Raw genomic sequence first — 12695 nt, forward strand, 5'->3', positions numbered from 1 at the left:
TGTATCTTTGTTTAAAAAAAATCCATAAAAAAAGAACCTCAATTGAGGTTCTTTTTAACCAAACCAAGATCAATTACTTTAACTTGGCATCACTCAAGATCTGATAAGTTTGCTTAAATAAATCATAATCAATAAATTCAGTCGCGTCTTGATCCAAGCCAGCTACAACCTGATCGTTAAATTTATTGCGTTTAAACGCAGTATAAGACTTGGCTAAAATCTTCGCTGTTTTGATAAAGTCAGCACGTTGCCCTTTTTCAATCTCATTTTCTGCTTCAAACTTCTGCATATAATATTGCGCAAAAACAGCTTCAGTGGTTTTGTATTTCTTGACTAAATTCTGAATTTCTAAAACACTTTGTTTATCTTTCCAGACTTTAGCTACAATCTCATCAACAGAATTTCCAAGTCCATCATCATATTGGTGGTCATCTTCCAAATGATGCTTTTTCTGTAAAGCTTGGATCTGCTTTAAAGCCTGACCTTTCGGATTGTAAATCTCTTCATCAGAATAAGAATAAGCATAAATCGCTGCAATTTCCTGTAAATCTTGAGCAGAATATTGTTTGATTAGCTCAGGTTTTTCTGCAGTCAGTTTGGCAATAAATACGGCTTTATAGGTTTTTTCATAAGAACCCGTTTGTGTATAAACTTGTTCAGCCAACTGCGCTAACCGCTCATCTAAAGTTAAGTACTTTTGTTCTGAATGACTACCTGTATCACCTGAAACACCCGCAATACCGCCTACAGCTTGCTCCATAATGCTGCCTTTAAAGATATCTTTAAATGGTTTGGCTTGCTGTAAAACACTCTGGTCGATCTTGCTGGCATTTCCATAATTAAGAAATTGCATATCCATCTTAACATTCAGTTTACGATTTAATTTATCAAAATCCACACCCAAATCATAATCTGCTTTTACCGCTCGGCCTTTGTTATCTAAAGACAGATCAACGATTAAAGGATTACGTTTATTTTTAGGCGGCAAACTGGCTTCAACTTCAGTATGATGTTGATTCCACAATTGTTTAAATTGTTGAGCATCAACCAACTGGTCTTTCGCATAGCCTGTAAAGGTTTTGACAAGCGCTGCATTACTTTGCTGCTGTAAAGCTTTACTGGCTGAAGATGCATCATCCTTTGCTTCAGCACTTAAAACATCAATTTCATAATGATACTGACAATATTCCACATCACCAAAACGTGGATGAGCTTTTGCTTTTGTTAAGTCTTCACATTGTTGTTCAGTTAAAATTTTCTGACGCTCTGCTGATGCGTCTTCAGACTCAGCTTCAACCTTATCATCTTCCTGATCAGCAACATCAGAAGCTTGGCTAGTGGCATAGTCTTCATCATCTTCAACTGCTTTTTTAGCCGCGTCTTGTGCATTTGCATAAACAGCGTCCACCTCTTCTTCAGACGCTTCATGAGATTGACGATTGACTGCACTATAAAGTTGATACATGGCGCTAGCGGCATCAGCCACTCCCGCATCATCAGTATTAATCCCCGCTGAGGCTTCTTCTACTGCTTTCATTGCAGCTTGTGCCGCTTCGTTAGCAGCATCGCTTGATTGATTTTCTCCAGTAGTATCTAAGAGTTTTGCAATATTTGTAGGACTCAATCCAAGCACTGAATTCATGAAATATTCACGATTCACCGTGGAATACAATTGCCCTTGCAAAAACATTTCTTCAATGCTGGTATTTAAGCGGATTTTTTCAACCACACCCGCTTGCTTCTCAGCTGAACTCACCGCAAGACTTTCAATTTGATTCGGGGAAGCGATCAAATAAGAGGTTGCGCCTGATTGTTTAAGAAACTCAACCAAGGCTTTTCCATTTACCTTGGCAATATCATCTTTGTATTTAGAGAAATCATAATAGGCATATTTATTCTGATCTTGTGTATTGGCTAAATAAGGCATTAAAGAAAAAATATGGGTATAAAATTTATAATTATTCAGATCCAATACTGTAGGAACGCGCATTTCCACAGAGAGGTTGGGTTTTTTATACTGTGTCTCTAAGTTAAACGATGCCATTTTCTGACGATAATTTACTGTTCCATCATAACGAATCTGTAAATCATTCACTATATTTTGTACAATATCTGCCCCCATACCAGCAAAGCGACTAAAAGAGTTTGAGTCCTGTTTAGCAATTGCTTGATAAAGGTCTTTTTTTTGTGCATCAGTTAACTTAATTTTTTGATCTTTCAGATACTGATTGACCTTTTTTTCAATTGTAGGGTCTAATTGCTTTGTATCAGCTGTGTTGGTTTTCTGAACGCTATCAAGTCGAACCTTGACTTGTCCACGGTAATCAAAATTCGGATATTCATACAAGGCATTAAAGCCTTGAATTGCACGTTGCGGAGCGTCTTGATCTGCATTTAAAGCATTGCTTTTAATCACATGTGTAGAACATGCTGATAAACTCAAACCCAATAAACACAATGTTAATTTTTTTAAATGCATGATAGATCTACCCACTTGAATATTATAATGACAATAAAAATAACAATGAAACAATAAAAAACAAAGTGTACAAGACTATCAAAAAATCAACAAATTCACATGTGCTTTTTCTACCAAATTCGCATTTCTGACAATTTTTTTAGAGAGTCTTATCAATGTAATTCCCATATGATTATGAATAATGAAGCTATAGATTGAAAATCCAAAACTATTTTTAAATTAGGATTAAACACATGCCAGCATATAAAGCGCCGCTCCGTGACATACGTTTTTTAATGAATGAAGTTTTTGACTATTCTGCACATTATAAAACACTATCAATTGGCGAAAATGCCGATGCTGATACTGTCGATATGATTTTAGAAGGTGCTGCAGATTTTTGTGAAAATGTACTTTCTCCACTGAATCAATCTGGTGATGAAGAAGGCTGTCATTTTAAAGATGGTGAAGTCACGACGCCAAAAGGTTTTAAAGAAGCCTATAACCAATTTATTCAAGGTGGCTGGCAAGGTCTGTCTTATCCTGAAGAGTTTGGTGGTCAAGGTTTACCGATGTCATTAAACCTGATCAAATCCGAAATGATGGGGACTGCAAACTGGTCATTCACCATGTATCCAGGTTTGAGCATGGGATGTATGAATACCATCCTGCAATTTGGTACAGACGAACAAAAAAATACCTATATGCCACACCTGACTGCGGGTACATGGTCAGGAACAATGTGTCTGACTGAACCACAATGTGGTACAGACTTAGGTCAAGTAAAAACTAAGGCTGAACCTAATGCTGATGGTACTTATGCGATTACTGGGACAAAAATCTTCATCTCTGCCGGTGAACATGATTTAACTGAAAACATTATCCATATCGTTCTTGCGCGTCTTCCAGATGCACCTGCAGGTACTAAAGGTATTTCATTATTTATTGTGCCTAAATTCATCCCTACAGCTGAAGGTACAGCGGGTGAACGCAATCCTGTGACTTGTGGTTCTATTGAACATAAAATGGGGATTCGTGCATCTGCAACTGCGGTATTGAACTTTGATGGCGCAACAGGTTATTTGATTGGTGAAGTGAATAAAGGCTTACATGCAATGTTCACTTTCATGAACACAGCACGTATTGGTACTGCTGTACAAGGCCTTGCTCATGCGGAATTATCATTCCAAGGTGCTTTACCATACGCAAAAGACCGTATGTCTATGCGTGCTCTATCTGGTAAAAAAGATCCAGATAAAGTGGCTGATGCAATCATTCACCATGCCGATGTACGTCGTATGCTTTTGACTCAAAAAGCATTTGCAGAAGGCGGTCGTGCCATGATTTATCACGCAGCTCAGCTTGCAGATAAAATGACTGATGCAATGTTACAAGGTGATCAAGCAAAATTTGAAGAATATGATGATAAGCTTGGTTTCTATACCCCGATTCTCAAAGGTTTCTTGACAGAAATGGGACTTGAATCTGCGAATTTGGGTATGCAAGTGTTCGGTGGTCATGGCTATATCAAAGAGCATGGCATGGAACAAATTGCACGTGATGCGCGTATCGCGACTTTGTACGAAGGTACAACAGGTATTCAAGCATTGGATTTAATTGGTCGTAAAGTGCTGCTTTCATCTAAAGGTAAAGTGGTTCGTGAATATACTGCTGAAATCTTGAAATTCTGTGGTCAACATGCACGTAACAAATATATGCGTCGTTTTGCCTGGGATTTAACTAAGATCTGTGCGCAATGGAATGCTTTGACTGTTCGTATCATGCTTGCAGCTCGTAAAGACCGTGAAATCGTATCGTCTGCTTCTGTCGATTTCTTGATGTTCTCTGGTTATGCAATGATGGCTTACTACTGGGCGCAACAAGCAGCAGTCGCTTCTGAAAAATTAGCGTCTGGTAATGGTGCGGAAGTTCCTGAGTTCTATAAAGCAAAAATCAAACTTGCAGATTTCTACTTTGAACAATTATTACCACGTTCACAAGGTCATGCTGAGTCTATGGTGAATCCATCTCGTACCATGATGGCACTTGATGCAGAACATTTTAGTTTTGATTACTAAAATTTAAGATTTCTGAAAAAACAAAGAGCGCTACGGCGCTCTTTGTTTTTTAAATATAATAGTGCAAGCTGCACTTCAGTGATATTCATTCACTTGTAGCAGAAGCCTATCCTTGAAAGCCTGAACTTAAAGATGCCCTTAAGCACTCGCTTTAATGCTTTTAAAAATTGATCTGTTTAAAAGTCAACAGAAAATTCTGTCATCCGCTACTATTGAGTTTTAGATGCGGGTTGAGTAATGGTTTTAAGCAACTTAAATCGATTTTTTTCGAGCACATAAAAACGTGTAGTCACTTGATCCACTGCATAGTTTTGGTCCATATGCTCTTCTTGTGTGACTAAGAGACGGCTGTTTGGACGTGTTGCAATCACATCTTCAGTCCGTTCCTCACCACCAAAGCCATCCGCTAAAAGCTGACCCGTACGTTTATTGACAAAAGAATAGACTCTACATCCCCCGCCACAACCCCACATGGTGGTGACATATTCACCGGCAAAATCTGGTTTTTGTGTTAATGCATCTCTCAGTCGAGTACGAAACATATTGGCGCTTGGGTCTGAAAGATCAAGTTTCGCAGTCTTGCCTGTATACACAGCTTTCACAGGATAGTCGCTAAATTGGGGTACAACGTTTTTTGCATATGCCAGTGAAATGCTTGCCACAGCAAATAACACACTGATTAGAAACTTATTCATTGTGATGACCTTAACTTTTTAATAGATTATTGTTTTAAGTCAGATTATAACAAAAGCTAAATTGTTGTACTGTACATTTATAGAAATTCTTCCAGCACAGAATTTAAAAATACATGACCTTGCGCTGTACACGCCAACTGTGTGTCATCATTTAACATCAATTTACGCTGTTTTAATGAACCAATCACCTGATCTAAATCAGACAAATTCAACCCTGTACGTTCAGGATACATTTGGGCATGAACACCCTCATTTAAACGTAAAGCATTCATCATAAATTCAAAAGGCATGTCTTGTTTTTCAATACGTTTAAATTGCAAATGTTCAGCCGGCACTTTGGCTAAGTAGTCTTTAGGCAAACGGGTTTTTTGAAAACGGTATACACCATCAGCTTGGGTAATTTTGCCATGTGCCCCTGCCCCAATCGCTAAATAATCGCCAAATTGCCAATAATTTAAATTATGTGATGAAGGTTTTTCTTTCCGCCATGCAGACACTTCATAATTAATAAAGCCATTGGCTTTTAAATATTGTTCACCCTGTTCTTGAATGGTTTCTAGAACATCATCTACAGGTAAAATAGGCTGAGTGCGGAAAAAAACCGTATTCGGTTCAATGGTCAATTGATACCATGAAATATGGGTTGCCCCATTTTCGACTGCAAGTTTTAAGTCATACAAGGCTTGTTCTAAGGTCTGTTCTGGCAAACCATGCATCAAATCTACGTTGACGCGTTGAAAACCCGCTTGTTTGGCATGTTGAATGGCGGAAACAGCATCATCATTGGAATGGATACGCCCCAGCTTTGTTAAATGATCAGGATTAAAACTTTGTACCCCAAGCGATAAACGATTAATTCCAACATCTAAATAATCTGCAAATGGATCATGTTCAACTGTCCCTGGATTGGCTTCCAAAGTAATTTCACAATCCTGCTCAAACGGTACTAAAGCTTTTAACTGGGTAAAAAGCCACTGATAACCTTGTGCGGAAATCAATGACGGGGTTCCACCACCAATAAATACACTATGAATTTTACGGCCCTGAGCAAAATCCACTTGGGTTTTAAAATCTTCAACCAATGCCAATAAATATTCTTGCTCTAAATCTAAAGACAGCTTCCCATCGGGTACAGCATGTGAGTTAAAGTCACAATACGGACACTTACGGACACACCACGGCATATGGATATAAAGCGACAAAGGTATATTTTGAGGTGTTAAATCAGTCAAAGAAAGCTCAGAACAAGTTTAGAGAATGATTATTTTAACATGACTTCTACCATCCGATTAGAACAAGTCATCAATTTGCTTTAGACTGAACATTAACAATAAAAGTAGATGAAGAAGAATGCTAAAATTATCGAGTCAATTATTGTTCCTTTTACCACTTACGATGGGTATTGGCATTGCCATGACCTTTCAAACTGCAATTAACACTCAATTGCGTGAATATCTGCATTCTCCACTACAAGCTGCCCTTTTATCCTTTTTAGTTGGTACACTATTGCTCGCTATTTTGGTGATTGTACAAGCTGAACAAAGACCAACCCTTTCAAGTTTAGCAGTGATACCTTGGTATCTTTGGCTAGGTGGCTGCTTAGGTGTTTATGCAATCAGTATGAGCATTTATACTGCACCAAAACTGGGTTTTTTAACCCTGTCAGGCTTAATTATTTTTGGACAAATTGCAATGTCGATGATCGTTGACCAATTTGGACTACTGGGTACAGATAAAACGCCAGTAAACTGGCAACGTCTTTTAGGTGGCGTGGTGATTTTTATAGGTGTGCTTCTCACTCTACAACGCTAACCAATCTATTTTCTAAGCACATTTAAAACGAGTATTTCCTGTGTCTGCATCGATAAAAGCCACAACTACCCGCTTTGAATTAAAGCAACTCTTTAACTTAATGCTCCCAATTTTAATCACTCAGTTTGCTGCCGCAGGCTTTGGTTTGATTGATACCATTATGGCTGGACATATGTCTCCCGAAGATCTTGCCGCAATTGCTGTTGGGGTAGGTTTATGGATTCCAGTCATGCTGCTGTTTAGTGGCATCATGATCGCAACCACACCTTTAGTGGCAGAAGCCAACGGTGCGCGTACCCCAGAAAACATCCCTTCGATTGTTCGCCAGTCTTTATGGGTTGCCTTATTGCTGGGTATTATTGGCATGCTGGTTTTACAGATCATTCCTTTATTGTTGCCTTTGGTTGGTGTGCCTGAATCTTTATTGCCTAAAGCCAGTTTGTTTTTACATGCGATTGCTTTTGGTATGCCTGCTTTTACCATGTATTCAACATTACGCGGCTATTCCGAAGCTTTAGGCTACCCTCGCCCTGTTACAGTGATTAGCCTCGTTGCGCTTGTGGTGCAAATTCCGCTGAATTTTATTTTTATGTATGGGATTGGGCCGATTCCACACTTGGGAAGTGCTGGCTGTGGTTTTGCAACAGCTTTGTTACAGTGGATCATGTTCATCACGATTAGCATTTATATTTTAAAAGCCAAACGCTACCAAGCTACACAACCCTTAAATATGTTTGAGAAAATAGACCGCGTACTGATTAAACGTATCCTCAAACTGGGATTACCGATTGGTTTGGCAATTTTCTTTGAGGTCAGTATTTTTAGTACAGGCGCAATTGTACTCAGTCCGCTTGGTGAAGTTACCGTTGCAGCACATCAAATTGCCTTATCCATCACATCACAATTGTTTATGATTCCAATGTCATTGGCTTTAGCGCTGACCATTCGCACAGGGACTTATTATGGTGAAAAGAATTGGTATGCGATGCGAAAAGTCCAGAAAGTTGGATTAATGACCAGTACCTTATTTGCCTGTATCACCATGTTACTGCTGTTGATTTTACGCCCTCAAATTGTGTCTGTTTATACCAGTGACTATAATGTTTCCCAAGCAGCGATATATTTAATTTTATTTGCAATTGGCTACCAACTTATGGATGCATGGCAAGTCAGTGCTGCGGGTTGTTTACGTGGAATGCAAGATACCAAAGGCCCAATGTGGATCACTATGCTGGCCTACTGGATCATCGCTTTCCCTGTTGGAATTTATTTGGCTCGCCATACCGATATGGGCGCCGCTGGGGTATGGACAGGACTGATCATTGGACTGACCATTGCCTGTGTTTTATTATTAACGCGCCTGTATATGAACAATAAAAGGTTGAGTCAGGCTTAAATTAGAAACTTTTATATTTAACGCGTTTACCTAAAAATAATGCTGTTTAAATACAGCATTATTTTTTATAAGTGTCCTTTATTTTACTCAGATTGAAGCTGATAGGCTTGCTGAAACTTTTCAGACATCTCAGATGCATTGCCAACCTCTTTTACAATGGCTTGCCCGACAATGACATCAGTTCCATTAAACGTCAACGTTGGAGAACCATATAACTCATAGCCGTCATTTAAAGCTTTACTGACCCGTGCACAGAAATTCACATCATCCTTACCAGTTAAATAACGATAAACTTTCATGATCCAACAACGATTAAAATATTGAAGAATATTTTAATCCAAAACCACTGAGAAGAAACCGATAGCATGCTGGATATTTTAAGATTTAAAATAGCCAAGTAGAAACAAACGCTTAACAAATTAGAGTAGGCAGTTTAACAATAGTCGCCTATGATCAAAATGAATTAAACGTTTAATCCCAATTAAAGGATGGTTACGAATGTCGAAAAGTACCAGTACCCCAGGTCGCCGCTTTATGAAACTTGCGAGTATGACTGCAAGTATCGCGACGAAAACGGTATCAAATTCAATTCGTAACTTTAATGCGGATGAAGAACAAAAAAATGAAGCCCGCAGTAAGCTGTTCCAAGATATTGGTGTTCAAATTGCAGATACCTTAGGAGAAATGAAAGGGGCTGTGATGAAAGTTGGTCAAATCGCCTCGCAATATAAAGATATCTTTCCACCTGAAGTCGCACGAGCAATTGCTAAATTACAACGTCAAGCGCCTGCAATGCCATTTGCTGAAATTAAACAACAAGTAGAACGCGAGCTAGGCAAACCGATTGATCAAACCTTTCTGCATTTTGATGAACAACCCTTCGCAGCAGCGTCTATTGGCCAAGTTCACAAAGCCATGTTAAAAAATGGCACTGAAGTTGTGGTCAAAGTACAATATCCTGGGGTAGATGAAGCATGTGAAAGTGACTTAAAACAAGTTCGTTTGGCATTACGCTTAATGGGTGTTTTAAAAGTAGATAAAAAATTACAAGATCGCTTATTTAAAGAGATTCAAGACAGCTTACATGAAGAACTTAATTACGAAATTGAGGCACAAAACTTACAAGTTTTTAGAACATTCCATCAAGCTTTGGACACAAAAATTATTATTCCCAAAGTGTTTACAGACTATTCGAGTCGTCGCATCTTAACCCTAAGCCTTGAAAAAGGTGAAAGCATTGAGACTGCAAGTACTTGGGATTTATCTGTGCGCAATGAAATTGGTCGACGCTTAATCTTGGCATTGGGTCAACAGATTTTCTTCTTAAAACGTTTCCATTGTGACCCTCATCCTGGCAACTTTGCTTTCCGTGAAGATGGCAGTGTGATCATTTACGATTTTGGTGGTGTAAAAACCTTATCCAATGAAATCATTACTCATTTTAAAGCCTTGGTCAGAGCTGCACGAAAACAAGATATTGTGACGATTGAAGAGCATTTAACCGTTTTAGATGCACTGGCTGAAAAAGGTAAATTTCCAGTAGAGTTATATGAGGCATGGCTTGAAATTTTATTACGACCGCTGACTACACATTATGATTTTGCTGAAAATTCAGCACATCATGATGGCATCAAACTGGTGAAAAAATCATTGAAGTATTGGGATGTATTTAAACCATCACCAGATACCTTAATGGTAAATCGCACGATTTCAGGACAATACTGGAATCTGATTCAACTTAAAGTCCATGATAATTTAAAAGATCTCTTTGAAGAGTTGGTGCCGTTACAAGACTAAGTTTTCTTGATGTTTTTTATTGAAGCCGATTGCATCCAGTTCATTTAAAAGTAACATGATCAATGCATTCATTTTAAAAATTTCGTTATACGCTTCATCTAATTTTAAGAATAGAGCTTTACATTAAACTTATATTTGAAGTCTAAGCCAGATCCTCCTGCTTAGGCTTCTTTTTTTATCTCACTTTTTTTCAAATCCGCTAGACAACACGAATACCCATCAAATGAAGTACTTTACAAGTTAAATGTAATATTATAACATTTCATCAAGTTTAAATAATTAGAGGTTAAAACCATGCGCCAAGGTATCCACCCAGAATATCGTCAAGTGTTATTTCATGACACCAATGCCAATGCATACTTTGTTATTGGTAGCACGATCAAGACAACAAATACCAAAGAATATGAAGGCATACAATATCCTTATGTCACACTCGATATATCCAGTGCTTCACATCCTTTCTATACAGGTGAAATTCGTCAGGCAAGCAATGAAGGTCGTATTGCCAACTTCAATAAGCGCTTTGCCCGTTTTAAACGTTAATTGAACTGTATGTTATGTCTAAGCCTAAGCTTCCCTCAGCTTAGGCTTTTTCATTTTTGAATATTGCACATTATTTTGTGGATAAAAGCATTTGAAAAATATAAAAGCCTATCGCTAAACAGATCACACCAACAATCACACTAGAAACGGTATAAGCCAAAGCAATTGGAAACTGTCCCTGCCGAATCAGCTGGAATGTTTCCAGACCAAAACTGGAAAAAGTTGTAAAACCACCGAGGATTCCAACCATTAAAAATAATCGAGTTTCATTCTGTAAAATAGGATAGCGTTGGGTAAAAGCGAAAAAAATCCCAGCCAAGAAACAGCCCAAGATATTGATCGACCATGTTGTCCAAGGGAATAGGCTATGTGGTTTAGAAATAATAAATCCTGCACCATAACGTAAGCTTGCACCAATTGCCCCACCGCATGCGACCAATAGCCAATTCATGTTTAGATATCCTTAAAACTTTTTAAAAAACGCATTTACCCACCATCCGATTTTTTACAGCTCAGCTTGTTTATAAGCAACTTGTGTATAAGTGGATAGTTATCCACAGATTAACATGGAGAAGCTTAACGATCTAATTTAAGTGGCAACTCATTTCTGACATAAAAGTCCAAAGTTGGCACAACAAAGGCAAATACATCTTGTTCACGAACACCCCATTGTTTTAGCAAGGGGCAAGCAATATTAAGCACTTGCGCAGGCAGAACCTGACTAAAATCAAAAGGCATTTCAATATCCCCTTGTGATAGTTTTTCAGGTTGATCGACCCATTCTACCCATGCATGGTCTTGTTCAGCCAGATATTGAATGGCCTCATCCCATGAAGAGAATAAATTTTGCCACGCCTCAGGTAAGCGCGGATCTGTATTGATTTGAACCGTGCTAGACAATTGATAAACTGGATCAAGTTCAAGCTCTGTTTGAATCAGCTGTTCAGAGACTTGATGAACAAATTTCTTTGCATATTGTGCTGGCATCGCATCACTTGCCAAACGCCCACTCAAAACATAAAGCTGCTGGTCAATCATAACTTGCTCGAAAATCACCGTTTTATCCTGTTGTGTAGGGGCAATATAAAAGCGCCAATTGCTTTGTTTCGGTGATGGCATCAATTTGCGTAATGGACCTAAAAAAGAAAAACCAAAATGTTCATGCTGATATGTCAGTATGGTAAAAATCGTTTTCCCTTGCTTTTCCCATAACTGAATAGGCTGTGGATAGCGTGAACGAACTTGATCTATATCCACCAACCACGACAAATACACAATATTCTTGACCTGACTTTGTAGCTGTAGAAAAGGAATAAAACCCATCAAGATACGGCGTAGTTTTAATAATAATGGGCGTTCAGCAAAAAGACCGATCAGGCTCAAAATAAAGTTTGAATCTTTATTTTTAATATTATGACGATTCATACCAACCTATTTTTATGAATTTCGATGCTGTTATTTTAGCAAATATGGTTAAAGAATGGCCCATCTCAAAATATTAAATAGCATTACTGAATTATTTAACCATAGGCTATGATATTGGCACGATTTAACACGGAATTTTCACATCATGGCTCAAGATTTATTGAAACAACTTCAAGCAGGCAATGCAAAATTTGCAGATGTCATCAGTCATATTGAAGCTCGTTATACCCACACTCCGACTGCATTTCAAAATGGTCAACAGCATAATGCTGCTACTGAGAACCAAGGCAGTGCCAAAGTTTTTTCTTTTGCACAATTAAATGATTTAGATCAACAACAAACACTGAATCTATTTGCAGAGCATTATGCTGCTGTTTTGGCAACGCCTGATGCTACAGACCATCAGAACATTCGCCAGTTTATACAAAATGGCTGGAATGGCATCAAATTTGAAGGCGATGCTTTAACAGCAAAATAACAACAATACAATC

The 12695-nt window shown here is 38.3% G+C and carries 12 protein-coding genes; 6 read left to right on the plus strand and 6 right to left on the minus strand.

Going from position 1 to position 12695, the window contains the following annotated elements:
• Positions 1-73 precede the first annotated feature (73 nt).
• A complete protein-coding gene (locus tag M2R48_RS19095; RefSeq protein ID WP_262087146.1) occupies positions 74-2479 on the minus strand; it encodes a hypothetical protein in 2406 nt (801 codons plus the stop codon).
• Between the two features lie 233 nt (positions 2480-2712).
• On the opposite strand from M2R48_RS19095, the gene M2R48_RS19100 reads away from it, so the two are divergent.
• Positions 2713-4536 carry an acyl-CoA dehydrogenase C-terminal domain-containing protein gene (locus tag M2R48_RS19100; RefSeq protein ID WP_262087147.1) on the plus strand — a complete coding sequence of 608 codons (1824 nt, stop codon included), beginning with the start codon at positions 2713-2715 and terminating at the stop codon, positions 4534-4536.
• A gap of 209 nt (positions 4537-4745) precedes the next feature.
• On the opposite strand, the gene M2R48_RS19105 is transcribed toward M2R48_RS19100, so the two are convergent.
• Both M2R48_RS19105 and hemW read right to left on the minus strand, forming a co-directional pair.
• On the minus strand, positions 4746-5231 hold the full coding sequence (locus tag M2R48_RS19105) for a hypothetical protein (protein WP_262087148.1): 486 nt from the start codon (positions 5229-5231) through the stop codon (positions 4746-4748).
• A 77-nt stretch (positions 5232-5308) separates the two neighbouring features.
• Positions 5309-6463, minus strand: coding sequence for a radical SAM family heme chaperone HemW (gene hemW, locus M2R48_RS19110; RefSeq protein ID WP_034616421.1), 1155 nt, complete (start codon positions 6461-6463; stop codon positions 5309-5311).
• A gap of 118 nt (positions 6464-6581) precedes the next feature.
• Between hemW and M2R48_RS19115 the strand changes: the two genes are divergently transcribed.
• Together M2R48_RS19115 and M2R48_RS19120 are read left to right on the plus strand one after the other, a co-directional pair.
• Positions 6582-7043, plus strand: a complete 462-nt coding sequence (locus tag M2R48_RS19115) for a DMT family transporter (protein ID WP_004725603.1) — start codon at positions 6582-6584, stop codon at positions 7041-7043.
• 40 nt (positions 7044-7083) lie between these two features.
• Complete coding sequence (locus M2R48_RS19120; RefSeq protein WP_315972848.1) at positions 7084-8439, plus strand: MATE family efflux transporter; 1356 nt, start codon at positions 7084-7086, stop codon at positions 8437-8439.
• Between the two features lie 83 nt (positions 8440-8522).
• On the opposite strand, the gene M2R48_RS19125 is transcribed toward M2R48_RS19120, so the two are convergent.
• Positions 8523-8738, minus strand: a complete 216-nt coding sequence (locus M2R48_RS19125; RefSeq protein WP_262087149.1) for a DUF1737 domain-containing protein — start codon at positions 8736-8738, stop codon at positions 8523-8525.
• A 199-nt stretch (positions 8739-8937) separates the two neighbouring features.
• Here M2R48_RS19125 and M2R48_RS19130 point away from each other — a divergent pair, with 199 nt between their 5' ends.
• Positions 8938-10236, plus strand: coding sequence for an ABC1 kinase family protein (locus M2R48_RS19130; protein ID WP_004816806.1), 1299 nt, complete (start codon positions 8938-8940; stop codon positions 10234-10236).
• 294 nt (positions 10237-10530) lie between these two features.
• The gene (locus M2R48_RS19135; RefSeq protein WP_262087150.1) at positions 10531-10779 is read left to right on the plus strand and encodes a type B 50S ribosomal protein L31; all 249 of its coding nucleotides are present in this window, start codon (positions 10531-10533) and stop codon (positions 10777-10779) included.
• Between the two features lie 70 nt (positions 10780-10849).
• On the opposite strand, the gene crcB is transcribed toward M2R48_RS19135, so the two are convergent.
• Together crcB and M2R48_RS19145 are read right to left on the minus strand one after the other, a co-directional pair.
• The gene (gene crcB, locus M2R48_RS19140) at positions 10850-11230 is read right to left on the minus strand and encodes a fluoride efflux transporter CrcB (protein WP_034616430.1); all 381 of its coding nucleotides are present in this window, start codon (positions 11228-11230) and stop codon (positions 10850-10852) included.
• A 125-nt stretch (positions 11231-11355) separates the two neighbouring features.
• Positions 11356-12204, minus strand: coding sequence for a DUF2071 domain-containing protein (locus tag M2R48_RS19145; RefSeq protein WP_262087151.1), 849 nt, complete (start codon positions 12202-12204; stop codon positions 11356-11358).
• A 145-nt stretch (positions 12205-12349) separates the two neighbouring features.
• Between M2R48_RS19145 and M2R48_RS19150 the strand changes: the two genes are divergently transcribed.
• On the plus strand, positions 12350-12682 hold the full coding sequence (locus M2R48_RS19150) for a HopJ type III effector protein (protein WP_262087152.1): 333 nt from the start codon (positions 12350-12352) through the stop codon (positions 12680-12682).
• The last annotated feature ends 13 nt before the right edge of the window (positions 12683-12695 follow it).

It is taken from the genome of Acinetobacter sp. I-MWF (genome assembly GCF_025433935.1).
Classification (GTDB): domain Bacteria; phylum Pseudomonadota; class Gammaproteobacteria; order Pseudomonadales; family Moraxellaceae; genus Acinetobacter; species Acinetobacter guillouiae.

What these genes read in the sequence shown, in the direction of transcription:
- M2R48_RS19095 (WP_262087146.1), bottom strand. Translation starts at nt 2,479, where the DNA reads ATGCATTTAAAAAAATTAACATTGTGTTTATTGGGTTTGAGTTTATCA.
- M2R48_RS19100 (WP_262087147.1), top strand. Translation starts at nt 2,713, where the DNA reads ATGCCAGCATATAAAGCGCCGCTCCGTGACATACGTTTTTTAATGAAT.
- M2R48_RS19105 (WP_262087148.1), bottom strand. Translation starts at nt 5,231, where the DNA reads ATGAATAAGTTTCTAATCAGTGTGTTATTTGCTGTGGCAAGCATTTCA.
- M2R48_RS19115 (WP_004725603.1), top strand. Translation starts at nt 6,582, where the DNA reads ATGCTAAAATTATCGAGTCAATTATTGTTCCTTTTACCACTTACGATG.
- M2R48_RS19125 (WP_262087149.1), bottom strand. Translation starts at nt 8,738, where the DNA reads ATGAAAGTTTATCGTTATTTAACTGGTAAGGATGATGTGAATTTCTGT.
- M2R48_RS19130 (WP_004816806.1), top strand. Translation starts at nt 8,938, where the DNA reads ATGTCGAAAAGTACCAGTACCCCAGGTCGCCGCTTTATGAAACTTGCG.
- M2R48_RS19135 (WP_262087150.1), top strand. Translation starts at nt 10,531, where the DNA reads ATGCGCCAAGGTATCCACCCAGAATATCGTCAAGTGTTATTTCATGAC.
- crcB (WP_034616430.1), bottom strand. Translation starts at nt 11,230, where the DNA reads ATGAATTGGCTATTGGTCGCATGCGGTGGGGCAATTGGTGCAAGCTTA.
- M2R48_RS19145 (WP_262087151.1), bottom strand. Translation starts at nt 12,204, where the DNA reads ATGAATCGTCATAATATTAAAAATAAAGATTCAAACTTTATTTTGAGC.
- M2R48_RS19150 (WP_262087152.1), top strand. Translation starts at nt 12,350, where the DNA reads ATGGCTCAAGATTTATTGAAACAACTTCAAGCAGGCAATGCAAAATTT.